Consider the following 22059-nt stretch of genomic DNA (forward strand, 5'->3'; position numbering starts at 1 on the left):
GGCGTTTTCGCCTTTTCTCACCGTGACTTACCACGCAAGCGGGACGCCCGGCACCTCGCCCCGGCAGGCCTCCAGCTCTGGTGGCAGCACCGGGTCATAAGGCGGCCACCATTGGAAAGGCCGGTCGGGGGGGACATAGTTGGTGGACAGGCCCCCGCCCTTGGTCCGGAAGAAATACAGATTGCCGGTCAGCGTGCCGTAGGGCCCGTGGGGGATCTCCGGCGGCCGCCAGAAATAGGCACCCGGCCGCATCACGCCGCGATTGCCATGCACCTCCCCACCCAGCAGGTACATTTCTTCCACCGTCGGGTGGACCTCCGACCGTTCCGCCCAGCGCACCGGCAGCGTGCCCAACAGCCATGTGGCATCCCCCGTCGCCGGGTCGTTGAACAACAGTTTGCGGCCGGCACCGGGCGGGAATTCCGGATGGAAATTGCCGGTATAGGGCACCTGATACCCATCCAACCGCACCACCAGCCGGGCGGGATTATAATCGGCAACGGGTGCCGCCTGCCGGGGGTCGGCGGCCACGAAGGTCAGCACCACGGCGCCCTTCGGGCTGGTCAGCGCGCCGCGCCGATATCCCGCCGGCAGGTGCGCATAGCCAAGATGGCCATATTCCTGCCCGTCGATGGTCAGGCCGCCATCGATCACCAGAAACTCCTCATCCACGCACAGGTCAGCGGCGGGGATGCTATAGCCGGCGGGATAGCGGACCAGCAGGCTGGCGGCACCATCGTCCGGATCCCGGCTCAGCATCCGCACTTCCACCCCTGGCCGCAGACCCCAAAGATCATGCGCCTGCCAGGGAATATGCTGTGACTGAACGAACTCTACCCAGGGGCGTGCCAAGGTCAGGCTCCTACTTCGACGAGGGGGAGGGGTGGGAGGCGGACAGATCGTTGCGCAAGGGCGCGCGCGGGTCGTCGCTGTCGCCCAGGACGCGCATCAGCTTGCGCATGGCGGTTTCCAGTTCCGCCCGCGCACCGGCCAGCAAGTCGTCATCGCCGGCCAGGGCATCGGTGGCACCGGGCGCCAGCGCCCCGCTGCGCACCAGCGCCATTTCCAGCGCCAGACGGCGGGTGCGCTCAACATGAAGCTGGGAGGCCAGTTCGAACAGCAGCCCGGTCAGCCGGGCACTATCCGGTTCCATCGGCGGTAATGTCGGGGTCATTGCGGCTTCTCCGCTTCCAGGACGGCCCAGGGGAAGTGCCATTCATCGCGCCGGGGCCAGGACAGGCTGTCCAGCCGGCCCACCGACCGCTCGTCAAAGGCGACCCAGCGGGCATTCACCAGCCCGGCGGCAGCCGCCATGGCAGGCAGATCGGCGGCGATCATCGGCGGCAGGAACGGCTCGTTATTGCGCGCGCCATGTTCGATCATCGCCAGATCACGCAAGCCATCGCCGGTGCGCTGGAAATCCAGGAAGCGCAGCACCCCGCCCGGTGCCAGCAGCCGGGACGCCTCCGCGAAGATGGCGGGCAGCACATCAGCCGGCACCTCATGCACAAACATGGTGGAGGTCACCAGATCGACACTGCCGGCTTCCATACCCGTGGCGACGGCATCGGCCTGCCGGAAGCGGACGGCGAGATTGCGCTGGCTGGCCCGGCGTGCCGCCAGTTCCAGACAGGGCAGCGCCAGATCGACGCCGATCACCTCGGCCTCTGGAAAAGCCTGTTTCAGCGGCCAGGCGGATTTGCCGAAGCCGCAGCCCATATCGACAATGCGGCGATAGGGGTGGGCCGGCACCGCTGTTTCCACGAACAGGCGGTGGAAACCGTAATCATCATTCTCGCCCAGCATCACCAGCCGGGCCCCCATCTCATAAACCCGGCCCGCCAGTTCATGCGACCAGACACCGCCGGGCTGCAAATGGATGTCCCAGTCCGTGTACCAGGTGGGCAGCACCAGATCGGGGTCGGGCTCCACGCTGGCCGGGCCATCGGGCGCGGCGGGCAGCGGCCCTTCCCGCGTCACCGCATCGGACACGGCCCGCCACAGCATCTTCTGCGACCCCCGCTCCAGCCAGGAAAACCAGGGATATGTCGGCAAGCCATGGACCAGCGGGGCCAGACCGGCAGCATCATTCACCGGCGGCGGGGGCGGGTCGATGGCATCGAAATCCGCACGCAGACGGGGATAGACGGTTGCGGCCCAGTGACGGCGCAAACTCAAGACGAAATCCAGGCTGGCCCGGTCGTCAATCGACAGTGCCATGGTTCAGCTCCTTGATCCTAAAGGGCGTCCAGGGGCCGGTCAGGCCGGCCCGATCAACTCAATCCATTCACCCGCCGCACCGCGCAGGCAGGCACTGGTGCCACCACCGGGCAGCAGGGCCGGCACCGTCGCCAGCGCATCCAGCAGGCCCGGATCATCCATATCGAAACTCACCATCGCCATGCCGGGCGGCAACTCCCCCTCCGGCCGGGCACGGGGCCTAGTCACATCGGGATAGGCATCCAGTTCGATCAGCGTGCCCTGGGGCAGCTTGATCAGCCCGTGCGCATGTTCGGTTTCCGGCGGCAGGTTGTTGGCCCAGGAGATCACCTGCACCAGGGTGGAAACGGGCGGGTCGATTTCATTGCCGAAGGTGCCATAGGTGGCGAACATTGCCGGCAGATCAGCCCCACCGGCCACGACGATGAAGACATGGCCGACAAAACCCGCCGCCTGCGCCAGATCCAGCCCGCTGCCGTCCCCGACCTGGGTGAAGTAAAGGCATTCCCCCGCCGGGCCCAGCACCTGCATCGCCCGGATCATGGGGAAGCGCTGCAGGCTTTTCGGCGGGCCGATGATGCGAAAGCAGGTACCGTCCAGCCGGGCCGCCAGATCATCCACCGCCTGGACCACGATTTCCGTGGCGTTCCAGCCATGGGTGGTCAGGGCCTGCCAGCCGGCGGCGGCATTGCTTTGCACAAAGCGCAGCCAGACCGGGGTGCCGCAGGAGGGCGCCAGGGTGAGATAAGCGCGGCCTGCCATGGCAGGGGCAGCCCAGCCGGCGGCGGTGGCCGGCGGCACTGTCCCCTCCGCTACCACCCGATAGCCCAGGATATCGCCATAGGCAGCGCGGATCACGGACAGGTCAGGCACCACGTGGGTGACGGCGCGGATGGTGCCCAGATGGGGACGGATGGGATCAGCCATGCCCACGATCCTCCTCGCCGATCATCCGTTCCACCGCTTCCACGCCCCGGCGATAGGCCGACAGGCCCAGGGAGACGATGATCAGGGCCGCGCCACCGACGGTGGCCGCCTCGATGGTCATGGCCCAGCCCAGCTTGGCGGGATCGCCGAACATGTCGGTCATCCAGCCCACGGGCGGCGGGCCGATCAACTGGCCGGAGATGGAGATCACCAGATAATAGATCGCCGTCGCCTGCGACTTGATCTGCCCCGGCGCAATCAGGCTGAGGGAGGCCGGACCCGCCGCCGCCGCCATGGCCTGACCGACAAAGGCGAAGAACAGGGCAACAATCGCCAGGCTGGCCGTGGGCATGATGGGATAGGCGGCAAAGCCCGGCACCGCGACGAACAGCCCGCACAGCAGGGCGCGCATCGTGGCGTCCTTGCGGCCCTGCTTGACCCAGCGGTTGGTCAGCCAGATGCCGATCACCGTGCCGATCGGCCCGCCGGTCAGGAACAGCACGCCGGTGGCGATGCCGACATCGCGCACATTCCAGCCGAAGCTGCGCTCAAACAGGCTGGCATTCCAGAAAGCCAGCGACCCCATGGTGACAACCGCCGCCGACCCGACAAACAGCACACCAAAGGTCCGCCAGCGGGCGCGGATGAAGCGCAGCGCCTGGGGAATGGAGGCCTTTTCGCCCGTCAGTCCGGATTCCGCATCCACGGCCCGTTCCCGGCGCGGCGGATCGGTGAAGCTGAACATCAGCGCCGCCAGGATCAGGCCCGGCAGGCCCACGACCAGGAAGCTCATCTGCCAGGGCTTCAATTCCCCCAGCAGCGGCACCACCACCCCCGGCAGCCCGGTGATGGCATGCACCAGCGGCCCACCCAGCAGGAAGGCAGCACCCGCCCCCAGAAAGGTGCCGGACATGAAGACCGACAAGGCACGCGCCCGCTTTTCCCGCGGGAACCGGTCGCTGATCAAAGACACGGTGCAAGGCGCCAGCGCCGCCTCCCCCAGCCCCACTCCCAGGCGGGTGGCAAACAGGGCGGGGAAGCCTTTGGCCATGCTGGCCAGCGCCGTCATGGAACACCAGATGGTGATGCCGGCTGCCAGGATGCCGCGCCGGCTGTAGCGGTCGGCCATCCAGCCGATGGGCAGGCCCATCAGCACATAAAAAACCCCGAAGGCCGGGCCCAGCAACAGGCCAACCTGAAAATCCGTCAGCCCCAGATCAGCCTTGATCGGGCCGATCAGCAGGCTGGGCAGGAAACGATCAATGTAGGAAACGATTTGCGCTGCTGTGAGCAGGATTACCATATACCAACCGGATCGGAGCGCCGTGCGCATCCGTTCAATCTGGCCCTGACCCGTCTCACCTGTTCTTAGGGCACTCGTCATTGGCGTGCTCCTTTGATTTGTTAAGGGGTAGCGTCAGGGAAACGGGCCGTCATGACAAACGATATGATTTGACCTATTCTGTGAATAATCCTCACATATGGCGGGGCACCCGATGCAGAACCTTCCGTCCATCCAGACCCTGCGCGCGCTGGACAGTGCCGCCACCCACGGCAGCTATTCCGCAGCGGCGGACGAATTGGGGCTGACCCATGGCGCCATCAGCCACCGGATACGGGAATTGGAGGAACGGCTGGGCCTGACCCTGTTCCGCCGGGTGGGGCGCGGCATGGTGCCAACGCGCGAAGCCGTGACCCTGCTGGCCCATGTGCGTCAGGCCCTGGCGATCCTGGAACGCGCCTTCCCCAACCAGGGCCGGACCGACGGCGGGCAAAAGAAACTGGTCATCTCCATCCACCCCGCACTCGCCACCCGCTGGCTGTTGCCACGGCTGGGCGGCTTCACGCGCGAGACGCCGGATATCGCCGTGGATATCCGTTCCACCGCCGATCTGGAGGAGTTTCTGGTGCGGGGCATCGACCTTGCCATCCGCTATGGCGCCGGCGATTGGCCCAACGCCGTCAGCCAGCGTCTGGGGGGAGAGATTTTCTATCCGGTCTGCACGCCCGACTATCGCGACCGGCTGGGCCTGACAGTGCCGGAGGATCTCAACCGCTGCACCATCCTGCACCATGGCTGGCAAAGCTGGTCGCCCTGGCTGCGCGCCGCCGGCCTGCGTTTGCAGGAACCAGCCGGCGGCATCACGCTTTCCGATTCATCCATGCTGGTTGAAGTCGCCAGCAGCGGCCAGGGGGTGGCCCTGGCCGGCAGCCTGATGGTGCAGGAGGAAATCAAGCGCGGCCGGCTGGTCCGCCTGTTCGATATCGAGGTGGAGGATATTTACGGCTATTACCTTGTCTGGCAGGCGGGCACGGCGCTCAGCGCCGGCGCCCTGGCCTTCCGGTCCTGGGTGACAGGCTGTTTCATGGAAACCATGGCCGAAATCCGGGGAGAGGGGCGGGTCATTGCGTGACGCATCCCCTTCCCCACCTTGTCATCCTTATTCCGGCTTGGTCGCCTGTGCCGGGCGGGCCTTATCGGCCTGGGTACCGGGGCCGGTGAAGGGGCTGAAACGGAAGGTGAAGCGCGTCACTTCCAGCCGGGTACGATAGTCCATGTGCGGCATGCCCACATGGTTCCAGGTCGTATCCCCGCCCACGCCCCATTGCGCGGCATCCACCAGCAGCGTGCCATCGCCGCGCGGCACGATATCGCTGGATTTCCAGGTGCCGGCCTTGCGGCGGTAGAGGTCGGTATAGGGGAAAGCCAGCGCATTCATCATCAAGGGGCGGTCCAGCGCCGTCACCCGCAGGCCCGGTCCCGCGCCGCTCAGTTCCAGCCAGCGCACATCCACCTTGTTGCCCGTATCCTGAGGGCGCATGTAATCATGATTCTGGTCGGCAATGGCCCCCCGCCACAGGCCGATGGCCGCGGATGTCTTGCGATCGACATAGGATTCATGCGGCCCCCGCCCGTACCATTGCACCATGTTCAGGCTGGCGGGGGTGGTAAACCACAGGCCCACCCGCATCGGCGGCGGCAGGTCGCTTTTCAGCGGTACCAGTTCGCCCGTCACCGTCACGGACCCGTCGCCCGCCATGGCATAAAGCGTGCTGAAGCGCGCCGCCCCCGCCCCCAGCGCGTAATCCACCCGCACCGTCGCGGCGCCTTCCTGCCGCTCCAGGCTGATGGCGCGCAGGCTGCGTTCCTCCGTCATCGCCTTCCAGGGCTGCTGTAGGCGGACGACACCGTTCAACGTGTCATTATCCGTTTCCGCCCGGAAGAAATTGGGTTGGCCGCCCTTGGCCAGCACCTGACCGCCCTTGGCATAGGCGGTCAGCAGGCCGGTGGCCCGGTCAATGGTCAGGCTGGCATCGGCGGCAGTCAGGCGGATCTCGCTCTTATCCTCCCGCACCGCCACCCGGCCTTCCACACGGGAAGCGGTGGATGCAACGGCACCCGCGGCAAGCGTGAACTGCTCCCACCCCACCACATGGCCGGCGGGCACCATCGGGATGGTGCCGTCTTTGGCGCGGGCGCGGATGGTGACCAGATATTCCGCCCCGCTGCGCTGTCCGTTGCCCGGCAACGGGATCGTCACCGCCTGCGCACCCCGCGCCGGGATGGCCATGTCGGGCAGCGTGCCCTCTGCCACCGGCACGCCATCTTCTTCCACCACCCAGTCGAAGGTGAAGCCGGACAGGTCAATCACATCATGCCGGTTGCGCACCGTCACCGCACCCGTGGCCGGATCGAACCCCTCGAACTGGATGGGCGACAGCACCTTCTGCACTTCATAGAAATGCGGGTTGGGCGTGCGGTCGGGTTGGATCATCCCATCGCCAAATTCGATATCCCCGCCGGGATTGGGGCCATATTCCCCACCATCGCCCCAATAGCGCTTACCGTCCTTGGTATAGCGATACATGGACTGGTCCACCCAATCCCAGATGAAGCCACCTTGCAGCTTGTCCGGATAGCGGTAGATCGTGTCCCAATAATCCTTGAAATTGCCGCCGGAATTGCCCTGCATATGGGCATATTCGCATTGGATCATCGGCTGGGTGCGGCTGGGATCGGTCGCCCAATCCACCATCTTCTCGATATCGTCATACATGGGCGCATAGATATCGACATAGGCGTTGGGCTCGTGCTGCCAGTCCAGCGTGCCCCATCCCAGGTAGGAGATCAGCCGCCCCGGATCGCGGCGGCGCAGGTCGGCCGCCGCCTTCTCGAACGCAGGGCCGATGCCGGCCTCGTTGCCCAGCGACCAGAAGATGATGGATGGATGGTTCTTGTCCCGCTCCATCATATTCATGACGCGGGAGACATGCGCCCCCTCCCACGCCGGGTCAAAGCCGAGTTGCAGTTTCTCCCGCTCCGCCGGGCGGGCATGGCCGGCGCCCATATAGGCGTGGCTCTCGATATTGGCCTCGTCCATGACATAGAGGCCATATTCATCGGCCAGTTCGTACCAGCGCGGATCATTGGGATAATGCGACGTGCGGACGGCGTTGATATTGGCGCGCTTCATCAATTCGATATCGCGCCGCATGCTCTCTTCGGAGATGACATGGAATGTCTCCGGGTCATGCTCATGCCGGTTCACGCCGCGGATGGTGATGGGCCTGCCATTGACCGCCACCTGCCCGTTGCGGATTTCCACGGTGCGGAAGCCCACCCGCTGCGGCGTGGCCTGCAACAGCCGGCCCTCACTGTCGAACAGTTCGACCAGCAGCGTATAGAGATTGGGCGTCTCCGCACTCCAGGGCCGGATGCCGGGCACATCGGCCTTCAGGGTCACCACCCGTTCCGCCTTGCCGGGCTTGATCCGGGCCTCCCGCACCAGCACTTCGCGCTCCCCCTCCAGCAGGGTCAGCCGGGCGCTGGCTGTCTTGTCCGCCGGGGTCACCGCCAGATCAACCGACAGGCGCCCGTCGCGATACTCCTTATCCAGCCCCGCCCGGACAAACATGTCGCGCAGGCGCAGCTTGGGCACCGCCACCAGCCGCACCGACCGTTCAATGCCCGACACGCGCCAGAAATCCTGATCTTCCAGATAAGAGCCGTCCGACCAGCGGAAGACCTGGATCGCCACCATGTTGCGGCCGGGCTTCAGATGGGGGGTGATGTCGAATTCGCTGGGAAGTTTGCTGTCCTCGGCATAGCCAACCTGCTTGCCATTGACCCAGACATAATAGGCCGCCCCCGCCGCCCCGATATGCAGGATCACATCCTGGCCCGCCCAGTCCGCCGGCAGATCGAAATCCCGGCGATAGGAACCGACAGGATTCTTGTCATGCGGGATCAGCGGCCGGTTGGCCGGGTGGGGATAGATGATGTTGTTGTAGCGCGCCTGATCATACCCTTCCGCCTGCCACATGGAAGGCACCTTGATCAGCGGCCAGGACGCCACATCATAATCCGGCTGCTCAAAACCCGTGGGCAGGGCCGTGGCAGAGGGGGTGAAATGGAAATGCCACTGCCCGTCCAGCGACAGATGGCGCGCGGATCGCGTCTTGTCGCCCGCAAGGGCCGCCTGCCGGCTTTCATAGGGGAACATGGTGGCGCTGGCCCGCAGGCGCCCACGCTCATTGATGGTGGGATTTTCCCAATCCGGCCGCGACGGGTCCACCTGCACGGGATCGACCTGCACCGGCACATTCTGCGCCAGCGCCACACCCGTGGCCCCACCGGTGACCATACCCACCAGCCCCAGGCCGGCCATCATCACGCCCAAACGCATCGGCATCTCCCGCCCCATCCATGATTTTTTCAAACATTGGGCGGGATGATAGCGGAAGCCGGCTGCATATAAAATCTGTTTAGTCATATTAATGAAAGACATGGCATGGCGGTTGTCACCGCAAGACCCCTTGTCATAAAACTGCAACCCATCATCTATGCACCGTCAAAACGGAAAAATGGCCGCTTCACGTTTATGAAAGGCGGGGCGGTGTGGCAGAGGGGGATCATCGGATGAAGATTGGAAAATTGCTGCTGACCGCCCTGCTGGGCGCCGCCTGTACTGCCGGCATTGCCAATGCGGCGGCGGCACGCTCGCAGATCCGGATCGTCGGCTCCTCCACTGTCTTTCCTTTCACCGCCACGGTGGTGGAACGGTTCAGCTACGCCACCCCCTTCTCCGCGCCCATCCTGGAAGCAACCGGCACCGGCGGCGGGATCAAGCTGTTCTGCTCCGGTGTCGGGCTGGGCTTCCCCGATGCGGTCGGCGCCTCGCGCACCATGAAGGCATCGGAATTCGACCTCTGCCAGAAAAACGGGGTGGAGCAGATCACCGCCCTCAATATCGGCTATGACGGGCTGACCCTCTCGCAATCCAAGCAGGGCATTCCGGTCAATCTCACCAAGACCCAGCTTTTCCAGGCCCTGGCGAAAGAGGTGGAGGTGGAGGGCAAGATTGTCCCCAACCCCTATCAGCGCTGGTCGGACATCGACCCGGCCCTGCCCGCCAATGTGATTGAGGTGCTGGGCCCGCCGCCGACATCGGGCACCCGCGATGCCTGGGTGGAACTGGTGATGGAAGAAGGGTGCAAGCAGTTTCCCGCCATCAAGGCGCTGGAAAAGCCGCGCCATGATGCTGTCTGCAAGACGATGCGCGAAGATGGCCGCTTTGTGGAAGCTGGCGAAAACGACAATCTGATCGTGCAGCGGCTGGAGCATAACCCGAAGGCGTTCGGCATCTTCGGCTACAGCTTCCTGGAAGAAAATATGGATAAGCTGCGCGGCACCAGCATCGACGGGGTAGAGCCGACCTATGAGGCGATTGCCGAACAGCGCTATACCGTGTCACGCGGCATGTATGTCTATTTCAAGAAGCAGCATATGGGCTTCATCCCCGGCCTGAAGGAATTCCTGGCCGAATATGCGTCCGAACGCGCCATGGGGGATGAAGGATATCTCTCCGACAAGGGTTTGATCCCCCTGCCTGATCAGCAACGGGATGCCGCGGAGAAAGCGGCCATTTCCCTGACCGCCATGGCCCGCCCGGCACGCTGATCATCAGGTTTGAAAGGTCAGGGTAGTTCCGGCGGTCATACGTTGCTACCACCGGAACCGACCTCATCAGGGGATCAGAAAACGCCGCAGGTCCGGCACGGCGGTCGCCAGTTCTTCCGTCACGATGGTGGCGAACAGGTCGGCACCCGCGCGCCCCAGATGGGTATAATCGAAGGATAGTTTGGCCTGCCCCATCGGCTCCACCTTGGCATTGTCCTGCTGGGTGGGCTGTGCCGGGGGTGAGCTTGGGGCGCCGGGAACCGCCGGCTTTTGCGCCGGGATGGTCGTGCCCGTCAAGGCGGCGGCGGCCACTTCCGGTGGCGGGGGCATCTGGGCCAGCATATTCGCCTTGGTCGGCCCCATTTCCTGTATGGCGGCACGGCTGCGGGCATGCAGGTCAATCAATGGCGCGCCCATTTCCCTGGCAACCTTGCGGGCCGCCTCCGCCCAGGGCCCCAGATCGTCCTGTAATATCCCGTCGCGGAACTGCCGCCGGGTCAAAGGCGTCACCAACACCGGCACGGCGCCGGCGGCGCGCACCTCTTCCACATATTTGCGCAGATTGACGGGAAATTCCGTTGCCAGGTCAGTGGACCGGCCGGGCTTGCCCGGCTGGTCATTATGGCCGAACTGGATCAGGACATAGGTCTTGGCAAAACCTTCCGGCCGCATTTCCTGCAATGCGACATCCCAGGATTTTTCCGCCCAATAGCTGCCGGAACTGCGTCCACCCTTGGCGAGATTGACGCAGGCCACGGCAGAAGTGACGTGATAGCCGCAGAAGCTCGGCCCCCATCCGCCCTGCACCGCCACCGTGCTGTCACCCACCAGCACTATCTTGGCCATGCGGGGCATCTCAGTGGCGACGGGGATGTCCTTCTGCGTCTGCGCGGCAGCGTAGCCCGGCAGGGCCGTCAACAAAGCGGCAAACAGCATGGTCCGCTTAAGAGAACCCATCATCTTGGCTTCCTTATCTTATACTGTTTGCGCCACCAGACGGCCACCAGCCAGCCCAACGCGCACCGGTTGGTTCGGGCGCAGCACAAGGTCGATTACCTGATCACGATAGCGCAGCTTATGGCTGCCATTGATCCGGCTGCTCACCAGGGCATAGTCCAGGCGACCGCCGCGCCAACGCAGGCTGACATCCACCGCCCCGCGCGCCCGCAAACCATTTACCTGCCCATTTGGCCAGGCGCTGGGCAGGGACGGCAGCAGATGGATCACGTCCTTACGGCTGCGCAGTACCATTTCCGTGATGCCAGATGTGCCGCCGAAATTGCCGTCAATCTGGAAGGGCGGATGGCTGTCAAACAGGTTGGGATAGGTGCGGTCCGGCTCCAGCAGCAGGCGCAGAACCTGATGTGCATGCTCCCCATCGCCCAGCCGCGCCCATAGATTGAGACGCCAGCCAATACCCCAGCCCGTCGCCTTATCACCCCGGATTTGCAGGGAGCGTTTGGCGGCAGCCGCCAGTTCCGGCGTCTCAAACGGGTCGATCTGGCCGGATGGGAACAGCCCATACAGATGGGACACATGGCGATGGTCCATGGAGGGGGCTTCCATGTCCCAATCCTCAATCCATTCCTGCAACTGGCCAGCCTTGCCGATCCTATCCGGCGGCAGCCGGGCGCGCGTGCGCGCCACCTCGGCCCGGAAATCGGCATCCTTATCCAGGATTTCCGACGAGCGGATGCAGGCATCGAACAGGTCGCGCAGGATCTGGCTGTCCATGGCCGGCCCGGCCACCAGACTGGACCCGAAAGGATGGGCATTTTCCGGCGACAAGGACGGGTTGGTGACCAGGAAGCCGGTCTTCTTATCCTCCACCAGCGTATCCAGGAAAAATTCTGCCGCCCCCTTCATCAAGGGATAGGCTTCATCCAGGAAAGCCCGATCGCGGCTATAATCATAATGATCCCAGAGATGCAGGCACAGCCACGCCCCACCCATGGGCCAGATGCCAAATTTGGCCCCGTCGATCGGACCTGTGGCGCGCCACAGGTCCGTATTGTGATGCACCATCCAGCCGCGCGCGCCATACATCACCTTGGCCGTGCGGGCACCGGTGATGGATACATCCCGGATCAACTGGATCAGGGGCTTCACGCACTCGGCCAGATTGGTCGGCTCTGCCGGCCAATAATTCATCTGGGTATTGATGTTGATCGTGTATTTGCTGCCCCAGGGCGGGTTCAGCTTGTCGTTCCATATGCCCTGCAGGTTCGCCGGCTGTGTGCCGGGGCGCGATGAACAGATCAGCAGATACCGCCCGAACTGGTAATAGAGCGCCGCCAGTGCCGGATCGGTCAGGCTGGCGCTCTCCCGCACCCGCTGGTCGGTCGGCAGGCGTGCCGCCGGGCTGGTGCCCAGATCGATGGTGACGCGGCGGAACAGGTTACGATGGGACGCCAGATGGCTGGCCAGCATCTGGTCCCTTGTCTTGGCAGCGGCGGCATCGATATGGCCACGGGCAATGGCATCGGGATCGCCGGACACATCGTCAAACCGGCGATAGGACGTGGCCGCCGCGACCAGGATCACCACCTGATCCGCGCCGCGCACACTCAACCCTTTATCGCTGGCACCAACCTTGCCGCCAGAGGGCAGAACACGCGCCAGGGCGGTGAATTTCAAGGCCGGCTTGTTGCCATGCTGGCCCGTATTGGTCCCCCGCAGGGCCAGGATATCGTCGCCTTCCGCCACGGCCTTACCGGGTTGCGGGGTGGCAAAGGAAAGATCGACATTGATCTGTCCGGGCTGGTCCGCTGTCAGCCGCATCACCAGCACCTGATCGACGGGGGAAATGAAACATTCCCGCATCATCCAGACATTGCCGGCGCGGAACCGGCTGCGCGCCACGGCCGTATCGAGATTGAGATCACGGTGATAATCGGTAACCGGCCCCAGGTCGGGAAAATCCAGCCACAGATCACCGACCGTCTGATAGGACATCTGCCGGATCGGCCGGGCCATCAGCTTCTGGCCCGCCAACTCCTGTGCCTCCAGATATTTGCCCGCTTCGATCAGGGCACGCACCTCGGGCAGGGCGGGAAGTGCGTCAGCATGGGTCGGATCATAGGGACCGCCGCCCCATAAAGTATCTTCGTTAAGCTGCAGCCGTTCCCGGCCGGTGCCGCCAAAAACCATTGCACCCAGCCGACCATTGCCCAGCGGCAAGGCTTCCACCCATTCCTGGGCTGGCTTTTTGTACCACAGGGTCAGTGGATCATATTCATGCTCGTCAGGGCCAGCAGCCCATGCCGATGAGGAGAGATTGCTCGCCGCAAGGGTGGCCATACCCATGCCCTTCAGCGCCGCACGGCGGGTCCAGACTGCCATTGAATTTCTCCGTTTTATAAAAAAACGGCACGGGAACTGTTAGCCCCCGTGCCGTTACCTGTCTGACGTCAGAACCGGACGCGCGTACCCAGGCGATAGATACGGCCGGAGCTGGCATATTGGGTCGTCGCACCCTGCCCCGCATAGGCATAGCGGTCGCTGGTCTGGTTGGTGAGGTTCAAGCCCTCACCCGTCACCGTCACCCACTCGTTGATCTTGTAGCTGACAGATGTGTCCACATTCGTGGTCGACCGGCTGAAAACAAAATCGTTGATCAGCGGGCTATCACACGCCGTCCCCTGCGTCGCCGGATTGGCTGGCAGGGTTGACAGGCCCGGGCTGCAAGAGCCCGATGCGATGGGATAAGCGGTGCTGTAGCCTTTGCGGTGGGCCACGGACACACGCGCCCGGAACCCTTCATCTTCATAATAGAGCGTGGCGTTGATGGCGTCCGGCGACACGTTCTGGAAGGGGGCCTTGGCCGTCGTCGCCGCCTTGGTGTCGGTACCCGGCTCAAGGATATAGTTCAACTCACTCTTGATATGGGTATAATTGACCTGAGTGCCGAAATTCTGGAAGAAGCTGGGCAGGAAATCGAAGTCCATCTGGAAGCCGATTTCAAAGCCACGCAGATAGCCACCGGGCGCATCACGATATTGGCGCGCGGTGAAATCATAATTACCGTCCAGATAGGCAAGCTGCTGGAGGTTGGTGAAGCCAGCACGCACAGCCGCAATGCCGTCAGCATCCAGGAAGTCGGCCAGTTTGGAAGAGTAAAGGACGGTCTGCGGGAAGCTGGAGATATCCTTGTTGAAACCAGCGACGGAAAGCACGGCACCTTCGCGGAAGTACCATTCCACGCTGACATCGATATTGTCAGAGCGGAAGGGCTTCAGCTTCGGATTGCCAATCGTCAACGTAGCGCCGGTCGTATCGCCCGTGCTCGGCACTGACAGCGACGTGATGGTCGGGGACAGGTTGCCCAGAAGCGGCCGCGCCATGGCCTTGGACGCACCAAAACGCAGCAACAGGTCTTCAACCGGCTCATAGACCAAGTTGACCGAGGGCAGTACGTCGGTATACCGGTTGGAACCCTTCAGTTCCCGGCCACTGGTCGCCGTGCCAATGGATTCCACATCCGTGATGGCAACGCGGGTACCGATATTGCCACGGAACGGATTGCCGAACAGGGTCACATCCCAATCGCCCTGCACATAGAAGCCAGTATCGCGTTCGGTGACGCTGAAATTCTCACGACCGCCATTGCGCTTGCTGCTCAGGCGCCAATCGCCCCATTTATTGACGCAGTCACAGGTGAAGTCGAACAACTCGTCAAACGCTTCAATGTTGGGGGCAACGAAACTGGTCAAGGTGCCTTCCGGCACTTTCAGGCCCTGGCCAAAGTCGATAACCTTTGAAACGCTCTCCGTCGTAACCCCAGCCTCTTTCAAGGTCGGGTTCAGGAGGTCGTTGTTGCGCTGGTAATATATTGTATCGAAGGAATATTCCCGATAGTTCCCGCCGAAGCCCAGCTTGTATTCCGGCGTCACTTCCCAATCGAAATCAACCTTGGCCTGCTTATAGGTGTTCTCCACCTCACGGCGATAATGCCGGATACCGGAGAAGCCTTTGACCACCTCCCAGTTAGTTGGGTCAGCGGCATCAAACCCGAAATCGATCACGGGCATAGAGCCACCGCCACGCTCGTCATAGACGAACTGGCCTTGGCTATCCATGCGGTTAAATTCTACAAGCAAACCCTGGTGCTTGTTCACAGACTTCGACATGCCGGCGATAACCTGCGCACGGAATGTATCGCTGAATTCATGTTCGATATCGATCGAACCCTGCTGGAACTCCGTCGTATAGCTGCCTCGGTCGGCAGCAGACCGAAAATCAACATTCTGCATTACCAGATAGTCAGCCAAGCCATTGGTGACATTGGCATCCAGCACCTTCACCGCCGGACGGCCCATCAAGGCGCCACGGAAGGCCAAGCGGTTGCTGGACGGGATGTACCCAACCGAATTGGGATTGTTGTAATAATCATAGGGATCGAGATTGAAGGGATTGGTCGAGAAAATATTGGCATTGGCGGGGTCATTGGCTGTCAGCGCACCAGGCACCAAAGCCGACGGCGCCAGAACCGACCCGACCAGACGCCCATTGCGATCCAAGGCCGTGCTGAAGGCCGGCGTGTTGCCATAAAGCTGCTGGCCGCAATCCTGCTCCGGCACCAGATCGCTGCCGGCATTGGGGACGCAGAGACCGGGATAGAGATTGCGTGCCGCCACCGGCGTCAGATTGTTGGCGGCGGTATTATAGGTGGCATTGGTGTTGTTGCGGTTCAGCCCGACGCTGGAGACCTGATAATAGGTACTTTCATTTTCCAGGCGGGAATAAACGCCATCGACGCTTACCCGCGTGCGTTCGCCAATGTCCCACTGGAAAGAACCGGTCAGTCCCAGACGCTCCGTCTTCACATCCTGCTGTTCGATGGAAGCCAGGGCCGGGATGCGCACCAGGCTGTCATTCAAGCGGCCGCTGGTGCTGAATTCTGACGGATAGAGCTTGGCATAGGCATCCGGGTTGGAGCCTGTCAGGGCGGCAATGGCTTCGGGGTTGGTAATGACAGAGCCGAAGCTGGTCCCGGTCGGCGCAGCGAAACCGGCGCGCTGTGGGTTTTCGTTTCCAGCCCACTGGCTGCCACGATAAAGATAATCGGACTGGCCGGGCTGACGCCGATACTGGTCCAACTCGTTCTTGGACTTGCTGTAGGCACCGGACAGCAGGATGCCCATCTTGTTCTCGTTGAACAGATGGGAAATCAGGCCGGCCGCGCGGGGACTGAATTTCTTACTGTTCTCCTGATAGCTGCTCTCCACCGACATGGCGACCGTATCCTTCTTGTAATCGAAGGGACGGCCTGTCTGCAGGTCAATGGTGGCGCCAAGGGAGCCTTCATCGGTTTCCGCAGAAGCACTTTTCTGAACCTTAAGGGAGGAGAACAGCTCCGACGCGAAGGTATTATAATCAAAGGCGCGGCTGCGGTTGGAACTGGTGCCGCTATCGTTGGAACCGGCGGTAGAGAGTGCTTCCAAGCCATTCAGGCGCGTGCGGTTGAAATCACCCCCCAGACCGCGCACCGTGATGGTGCGGCCTTCGCCATTGTCGCGGTCGATGGAGACACCAGGCAAACGCTGAAGCGATTCCGCGAGGTTATTGTCAGGGAAATCAGCGATATCCTCGGCATTGATCGCGTCGATCTGCTCATTCGCCAGCTTCTTTTCCGACAAGGCGGAGCGCAGCGAGGCGCGATAGCCGGTGACGATGATCTCGTCCAGGGCTTCATCACCCGCAGCGCCACCCTGGATCTGGGCCTGCGCCATGGCCGATGGCGCGCCCAGCGCCAGGCCGCTGGTGATGGCCAATACCGACGCCACGGTGCGCATCGGCAAACGGCTGATCTTCTTTTTCATTTGTCTTCTCCTCCCAATGACGGGGCAGGTGACCGGTCTTCACGCCGGTTCCCAATCGCCCCGAACTGCCTTCTCGGTGAAAATGCTCAAGTCCGCGTCCGCAAGAATGCGGCGCGTATCGGCGGCGGGCCCCTTGCCGGGTCCGCGCGTTCCATGTTCGAAGAACCGCGCCTCCTGTGGTGTCAGGTAGGTGCGGACACCCTCCGGGTTCGTGTAGCCCATGGAGGTCCAGCCATCGGGATGGATGTGCCCATCCATCCAGCAATCGAGAAAGGCGGCGGCGCCCAGCAATTGCATGTTGCCGCCGGCCCGCCAGGGACGCCCCAGATAGGTGGAATGGTCGGGCACACCTGCTTCCCGCGTCAGCCGGCAATCGCGAAAGACAAAGCCCAGCTTCTGGTCCTGATGCGTACTGGGGGCCGCCACAAAACCCTGGATCCCTTCCTCGGCCCGCCAGCGGGATCGGATTTCGCATCGACGGATCAGGGCAGCGGCGCCGCCGAAGATAAAATCAACACTGCCGGCGATCAGGCTGTCTTCGATCAGAACCCGCCCGCTTTGCAGATAAAGACTATCCTGGTGACCCATCACCTCTACATTGCGCAGCCAGGACCGGTCCGCCCCGCGCCCCAGCGCCAGGGCCACCGCCTGCGCGCCATTCACCAGCGGCTGACGCTGATTGGCGATATAATCGAAATGGTTGCGGAAACTGATGCCGCTGGCGCGGAAATCAGGTGCCTCCACCAAAACAGAGGAAGAACCATAGGTGCCCCAGGTGCCGCCCCCCGGTTTCGGGGCACCGGACGCGTCACCATGGGTCAGGATCGTGCGCCCCGCCCCAGCACCGCTCAGCCAGACATGGGCACGGCGGATATGCAGCTTTTCATCCCAAAGCCCTTCCCCGATCCGAATATGCCAGGGCTGGTCATTATCGGGGGCGGCAGCGAGAGCAGCGGCGACACTGGTGAATGATCCTGCTGCTCCTTTCTTCTCCACAATCGCATCAACCGGCTTACCGGTCAGAATGGACGCGTGGACAGGCATGGCGGCCGCAAGGGACACGCCAACCATAAACACGCGCCGGGTGAAGGCAGCCGCCGGCATCCCGCTGGCTTCCGCCTGGAACGGCACATTATCCGCCCGCATTGCTGGCGTTAAATGACCTTAGGTCGCGTGGACACCAGGCCGCGCGCCTGCGGCCCTCTGTGCCTGCCACAATGTACGGAGTTCACGTCCCATCATGTACTTCTCCCCCTTTTATAAGGGCAGGGAACGGAAAAGGCGCGGCCCTTCCCACCCCCAATAGCCTTACGGCCACCCCTTCATTCCGCCGATCCAGCGTTGCTGGTTTTAACCGGTGAAAATATTCTTAAGTGCAACGATATGTCTTTGTGCTACCGGTGTCAACACCGTTAAATTACGGATTGCCAGTGTTTTGGTTAGCGGTAACAGCCAAAGACGCAAGCCAATCCTCCAGATGGGTATAACCGTCGTCATTCCGGTCCAGCGCCCCATCCCTGGGATCCTGCGGGTCCAGCCTGTTACGGCGTTCCCACTCATCGGGCATGCCGTCGCCATCCGTATCCAGCCAGGGTGTTCCTGCCGGCAGGTCCGGCCAGCCACCGATATCGGCCTGACTATCGATCTGCCGTCCGTTGCGATGCAGGACAGACGCCACAACACGGGCATCCACCGGATCGCGATAACGGGACGCGCCGGCCTGTTGGAGAACCCGATGCAGGCTGGCTTCCGCCGGCTCCGCCGCAACGCGCGGCATCTCCAGCGGTATCTTGCGCCGTGTCGCCTCAATCCCCGTCACCAGGCTCCAGGGATCGGCCGGAATGGCCCCATTCATGCTGTTGCCGGCGAAATAAAGGCTGGCGCGCGGGTTTGCTTCATCGAACGCCACATTCCCTTCCGAATTGGGGCCGGCAATGTAGCTGTTATCGATGAAATCATAATGCACGAAGGAGGCTTTAGGCCCTTTATCGGCATTATAGCCTGAATATTTACCGCCCCAATTATAGAAGACATTGGAACGGAATTCGTAGAAAGCCCCTTTTTCATCGCGCGGCGGCATCACCGTATTACCCGGACGCGGCATGCGCGCATGGTGATGGGCCCAGAGATTGTGATGGAAGCTCATCTTCGACCCCAGCCCGCCCCGCAGCAGGGAGCCATAGCCGTGGGCTCCCTTGGCGTGCAGCGACTGGTTCAGGGATTCGGAGATGATGGACCATTGCACAGTGATGTCATGCGGCCCGTCTTCCACCTTCTTGTAGGTTGAGCCAACCGATAAGGATTCATCCACCGACCAGCTTGCCGAGACATGATCGACAATGATCCGGTTGCCGCCGGTAATCTCAAAAGCGTCGGCTTCCACCTTGTTCTCATCGCCCAGCCGGGCACGGATATAGCGCACCACCACATCATCGGCATGGATGCGGAAGGGCTGGCCGCGCAGGGTGATGCCGCCGCCCGGTGCCGTCTGCCCGGCGATGGTGACAAGGCCATGGCGCACTGTCAGCGGCGTTTCCAGCCGGATCGTGCCCCCGATATCGAAAATAATGGTCCGTGGCCCCGCCGTTTGCACCGCCGCGCGGAGCGAGCCGGGACCGGCATCATTGAGATTGGTAACCCTCAGCACCGCCCCGCCGCGACCGCCCAGCGCCATCGCGCCTGCCCCTTCGGCACCGGGAAAGGCGGGGATGGCAGGCCCGGGGGCCGCATTGACCCCCGGTGTCAATGCGGCCAACAGAATAGCTGTCGTCCAGATCGCGCCCTTCATGGTCACAAGGCCTTGAAGTCGAAATTGGCGAAGCGCGCCGTGCCGGCACCGGCGGAATAAAGCCCAGGCCGCAGCATGTGGAAGCCACCGCGCACATTATGATGGTAGCCGGACACTTCCATCCCGCGATCAAACCGCTTCCAGGTCTTGCCGCCATCGCCTGAAATGTCATAGGTGACGATATGCCGGTCATTGGTCACGCGGATACGCATCTTGCGCCCGTGCGGGTTGGCGGGGCGGCCCCGCTCCAGCCCATATTGGTGGGTGACGAAATTTTTCTCCGTGAAACCCAGCCCGGCATAAAGCGACTGGTCATAAAACAGCACCAGCCCTGCCACCCCGCCCGCCTCAATTTCAATATCGCATTCAAAGCGATAGGCCGTATCTCCGGCAATCAGCAACAAGGGCGAACTGTCCTTGGGCGCCGTGCCGCGTGCCGCCAGGTGCAGCGCACCGCCGGCCACGCGGGCGCGCGTCGCCTCATCAGGGGCGGGCTTGAAGAAGTTCCATTTCGTGCCCAGCGCCAGCGTCTTGAAATCATCCGACAGCGCCATGCCATGCGGGCCGGGTTTGCCGCCGCGCGGGTTGGCGATGGGCTGTGACAGGTCACCGCCTTTCATACGGAACCAGCCATCATCGGTCCATTCCACCGGGTCCAGCAGGGTCTGCCGGCCCAGCGTCCAGAAGCCATTTTCATAGCCGTGATAAACGGCCCACCAGTCGCCCGCCGGCCCTTCCACCAGCGTGGCATGGCCGCGTGACCACCAATGTTCGGCCATATCGACCGTGCGCACCAGCGGGTTATGCGGGCACTGCTCCCACGGCCCATGGATGGAGCGGGACCGGGCGGCAATCACCATATGGCCGGTCGGCGGCCCCGCCGTGCCGCCCACGGCGGTAATCATGTAAAAATAATCGCCATGGCGGGTGATTTTCGGCCCTTCCGGCGCGAACCCCTCCACGATCCAGTCATCCGGATAGCGCCAGGGATCATAGACATGTTCCACCTCCCCTACCGTGGACAGGCCGTCGGGCGCCAACCGGATACGGTCACCGCCGGACAGGAACAGCCAGCGCGATCCGTCCTCTCCCACGGCATGGCCGGGATCGATATGGCCCGGCAGGCCCATATAGACTGGCTCGCTCCACGGCCCTTCGATCTTGTCGGCCCAAATGACAAAGGTGCCGTTGGGCTTGGCTTTGACGGGAATGTAAAGGTAATAGCGGCCTTCATGCTTGGTCAGTTCCGGCGCCCAGACCGACCCGATATTCTTGGTCAGTGCTGCCGTGACCGGCGTCCAGTTCACCAGATCCTGGGAATGCCAGATGATCAGGCCGGGATAGCTGTCGAAGGTGGAAAAGGTCATGTAATAATCCGCCCCATCCTTCAGGATGGACGGATCGGGATGGTCGCCCGACATCAGCGGGTTCAGAAAGCGGCCATCGCCCAGATCGGGCTTGCGCTGGTTATCCAGCCCGCGCACCCAGTCCTTGGGTGCCGGGCGTCCGCCGGAAACGGGCGGACATGCCGAATTGGAAACCGGTGTCACCTGCGCGGCAGCAGGGGGCGTCACGGCCAACGCGCCGCTGGCAAGGGCCAGACCCAGCGCGTGCCGACGGGAAAGGTCGGTCATCGGTGAAATTCCTTGGACGTTCAGGCGGTAAAAGGCAAAAGCCGTTCCATCGGCGCCGGTATTGCCAGCCCGCATCGTCGCTTATCAGCTTCCAACAGCCACATTTCTCCTCCCTACCCGATCATTATCGTCGGTTTTGTTTTATTGATACCGGTATCATAAGCAACAAAAAGCAGAGGGGTCAACCGGAGCTTATCTCGGTCCGTCACTTTTATCACACATGAAAACAGTTTCATAAATTTCAGCGGCGGAATTTGTCCGACAGCACCAGCGACGACATGGTGCGTTCCACCCCCGTCATCAGTCCCAACAGGTCCAGCACCCGGTCGATATCCTGGACCGAGGGGGCCGCTACCACGGCCATCATGTCGTAAGTGCCGCTGATGGCGGACAGGCTTTCCACCTCCGCAATGCGCTTCACGTCGGACACGATCCGCGCGATCATTTTGGGGTTGGTGGAAAGCAGCACATAGGCGCGGATCAGGTGACCCGCCCGCTGATCATCGCGCAGCGTATAGCCCTGGATGATGCCCAGCCGTTCCAGCCGGGCGATGCGCGCCTGCACGCTGGACCGTGCCAGCCCCAGCTTGCGCGCCAGCGATGCCGTCGGCTCCCGGGCATTGGCCCGCAACAGGGAAAGCAGCGCCGTATCAATGGCGTCTTGCTGATTGTCAGAAATGACCATGGGTATCCTGGCCGGATTGGAAA

At 62.7% G+C, this 22059-nt stretch carries 15 protein-coding genes; 2 read left to right on the forward strand and 13 right to left on the reverse strand.

Annotated features, from left to right (window positions below; genetic code table 11):
- Window positions 1-27: 27 nt before the first annotated feature.
- Genes G473_RS28425 through G473_RS0122490 form a run of 5 tightly spaced genes read right to left on the reverse strand, consistent with a single transcriptional unit; the run spans window position 28 to window position 4531 of the window.
- A complete protein-coding gene (locus tag G473_RS28425; protein ID WP_154667532.1) occupies window positions 28-852 on the reverse strand; it encodes a cupin domain-containing protein in 825 nt (274 codons plus the stop codon).
- A gap of 10 nt (window positions 853-862) precedes the next feature.
- A complete protein-coding gene (locus G473_RS0122475; RefSeq protein WP_154667533.1) occupies window positions 863-1174 on the reverse strand; it encodes a hypothetical protein in 312 nt (103 codons plus the stop codon).
- Window positions 1171-2220: a class I SAM-dependent methyltransferase gene (locus G473_RS0122480; RefSeq protein ID WP_029014953.1), complete on the reverse strand. Its 1050-nt coding sequence runs from the start codon at window positions 2218-2220 to the stop codon at window positions 1171-1173. Before G473_RS0122480 ends, G473_RS0122475 begins: the two co-directional genes overlap by 4 nt.
- A gap of 39 nt (window positions 2221-2259) precedes the next feature.
- Entirely contained in the window at window positions 2260-3147 is an 888-nt protein-coding gene (locus tag G473_RS29650) for a hypothetical protein (protein ID WP_051330613.1), read from the reverse strand.
- Complete coding sequence (locus G473_RS0122490; RefSeq protein ID WP_084438545.1) at window positions 3140-4531, reverse strand: MFS transporter; 1392 nt, start codon at window positions 4529-4531, stop codon at window positions 3140-3142. Before G473_RS0122490 ends, G473_RS29650 begins: the two co-directional genes overlap by 8 nt.
- Before the next feature lie 112 nt (window positions 4532-4643).
- Between G473_RS0122490 and G473_RS28435 the strand changes: the two genes are divergently transcribed.
- A complete protein-coding gene (locus tag G473_RS28435; RefSeq protein ID WP_051330614.1) occupies window positions 4644-5561 on the forward strand; it encodes a LysR substrate-binding domain-containing protein in 918 nt (305 codons plus the stop codon).
- Window positions 5562-5588: 27 nt separating this feature from the next.
- On the opposite strand, the gene G473_RS0122500 is transcribed toward G473_RS28435, so the two are convergent.
- Window positions 5589-8840, reverse strand: a complete 3252-nt coding sequence (locus tag G473_RS0122500) for a glycoside hydrolase family 2 TIM barrel-domain containing protein (protein ID WP_210163384.1) — start codon at window positions 8838-8840, stop codon at window positions 5589-5591.
- A gap of 227 nt (window positions 8841-9067) precedes the next feature.
- Between G473_RS0122500 and G473_RS0122505 the strand changes: the two genes are divergently transcribed.
- On the forward strand, window positions 9068-10108 hold the full coding sequence (locus G473_RS0122505; protein ID WP_029014956.1) for a substrate-binding domain-containing protein: 1041 nt from the start codon (window positions 9068-9070) through the stop codon (window positions 10106-10108).
- A 66-nt stretch (window positions 10109-10174) separates the two neighbouring features.
- Here G473_RS0122505 and G473_RS0122510 read toward each other — a convergent pair whose 3' ends face one another.
- From G473_RS0122510 to G473_RS0122540, 7 genes are all read right to left on the reverse strand, one after another.
- Window positions 10175-11068, reverse strand: a complete 894-nt coding sequence (locus tag G473_RS0122510) for a rhamnogalacturonan acetylesterase (RefSeq protein WP_029014957.1) — start codon at window positions 11066-11068, stop codon at window positions 10175-10177.
- A 15-nt stretch (window positions 11069-11083) separates the two neighbouring features.
- On the reverse strand, window positions 11084-13450 hold the full coding sequence (locus tag G473_RS0122515; RefSeq protein ID WP_029014958.1) for a glycoside hydrolase family 95 protein: 2367 nt from the start codon (window positions 13448-13450) through the stop codon (window positions 11084-11086).
- Window positions 13451-13518: 68 nt separating this feature from the next.
- Entirely contained in the window at window positions 13519-16929 is a 3411-nt protein-coding gene (locus G473_RS0122520; RefSeq protein ID WP_029014959.1) for a TonB-dependent receptor, read from the reverse strand.
- 39 nt (window positions 16930-16968) lie between these two features.
- Window positions 16969-18075, reverse strand: coding sequence for a pectinesterase family protein (locus tag G473_RS28440; RefSeq protein WP_051330615.1), 1107 nt, complete (start codon window positions 18073-18075; stop codon window positions 16969-16971).
- Between the two features lie 271 nt (window positions 18076-18346).
- Window positions 18347-19717, reverse strand: a complete 1371-nt coding sequence (locus G473_RS0122530; protein ID WP_029014960.1) for a pectate lyase family protein — start codon at window positions 19715-19717, stop codon at window positions 18347-18349.
- 2 nt (window positions 19718-19719) lie between these two features.
- Complete coding sequence (locus G473_RS0122535; protein WP_029014961.1) at window positions 19720-21351, reverse strand: family 43 glycosylhydrolase; 1632 nt, start codon at window positions 21349-21351, stop codon at window positions 19720-19722.
- Between the two features lie 241 nt (window positions 21352-21592).
- Window positions 21593-22036, reverse strand: coding sequence for an Lrp/AsnC family transcriptional regulator (locus G473_RS0122540; RefSeq protein ID WP_029014962.1), 444 nt, complete (start codon window positions 22034-22036; stop codon window positions 21593-21595).
- Window positions 22037-22059: the final 23 nt, after the last annotated feature.

Origin of the sequence: Niveispirillum irakense DSM 11586 (genome assembly GCF_000429645.1) — a bacterium.
GTDB lineage: Bacteria > Pseudomonadota > Alphaproteobacteria > Azospirillales > Azospirillaceae > Niveispirillum > Niveispirillum irakense.

Coding starts and splice junctions, on each gene's coding strand:
- G473_RS0122490 (WP_084438545.1), bottom strand. CDS start 4,531: ATGACGAGTGCCCTAAGAACAGGTGAGACGGGTCAGGGCCAGATTGAA.
- G473_RS0122515 (WP_029014958.1), bottom strand. CDS start 13,450: ATGGCAGTCTGGACCCGCCGTGCGGCGCTGAAGGGCATGGGTATGGCC.
- G473_RS0122510 (WP_029014957.1), bottom strand. CDS start 11,068: ATGATGGGTTCTCTTAAGCGGACCATGCTGTTTGCCGCTTTGTTGACG.
- G473_RS29650 (WP_051330613.1), bottom strand. CDS start 3,147: ATGGCTGATCCCATCCGTCCCCATCTGGGCACCATCCGCGCCGTCACC.
- G473_RS0122540 (WP_029014962.1), bottom strand. CDS start 22,036: ATGGTCATTTCTGACAATCAGCAAGACGCCATTGATACGGCGCTGCTT.
- G473_RS28435 (WP_051330614.1), top strand. CDS start 4,644: ATGCAGAACCTTCCGTCCATCCAGACCCTGCGCGCGCTGGACAGTGCC.
- G473_RS0122530 (WP_029014960.1), bottom strand. CDS start 19,717: ATGAAGGGCGCGATCTGGACGACAGCTATTCTGTTGGCCGCATTGACA.
- G473_RS0122520 (WP_029014959.1), bottom strand. CDS start 16,929: ATGAAAAAGAAGATCAGCCGTTTGCCGATGCGCACCGTGGCGTCGGTA.
- G473_RS0122475 (WP_154667533.1), bottom strand. CDS start 1,174: ATGACCCCGACATTACCGCCGATGGAACCGGATAGTGCCCGGCTGACC.
- G473_RS0122535 (WP_029014961.1), bottom strand. CDS start 21,351: ATGACCGACCTTTCCCGTCGGCACGCGCTGGGTCTGGCCCTTGCCAGC.
- G473_RS0122505 (WP_029014956.1), top strand. CDS start 9,068: ATGAAGATTGGAAAATTGCTGCTGACCGCCCTGCTGGGCGCCGCCTGT.
- G473_RS0122480 (WP_029014953.1), bottom strand. CDS start 2,220: ATGGCACTGTCGATTGACGACCGGGCCAGCCTGGATTTCGTCTTGAGT.
- G473_RS28440 (WP_051330615.1), bottom strand. CDS start 18,075: ATGCGGGCGGATAATGTGCCGTTCCAGGCGGAAGCCAGCGGGATGCCG.
- G473_RS0122500 (WP_210163384.1), bottom strand. CDS start 8,840: ATGCCGATGCGTTTGGGCGTGATGATGGCCGGCCTGGGGCTGGTGGGT.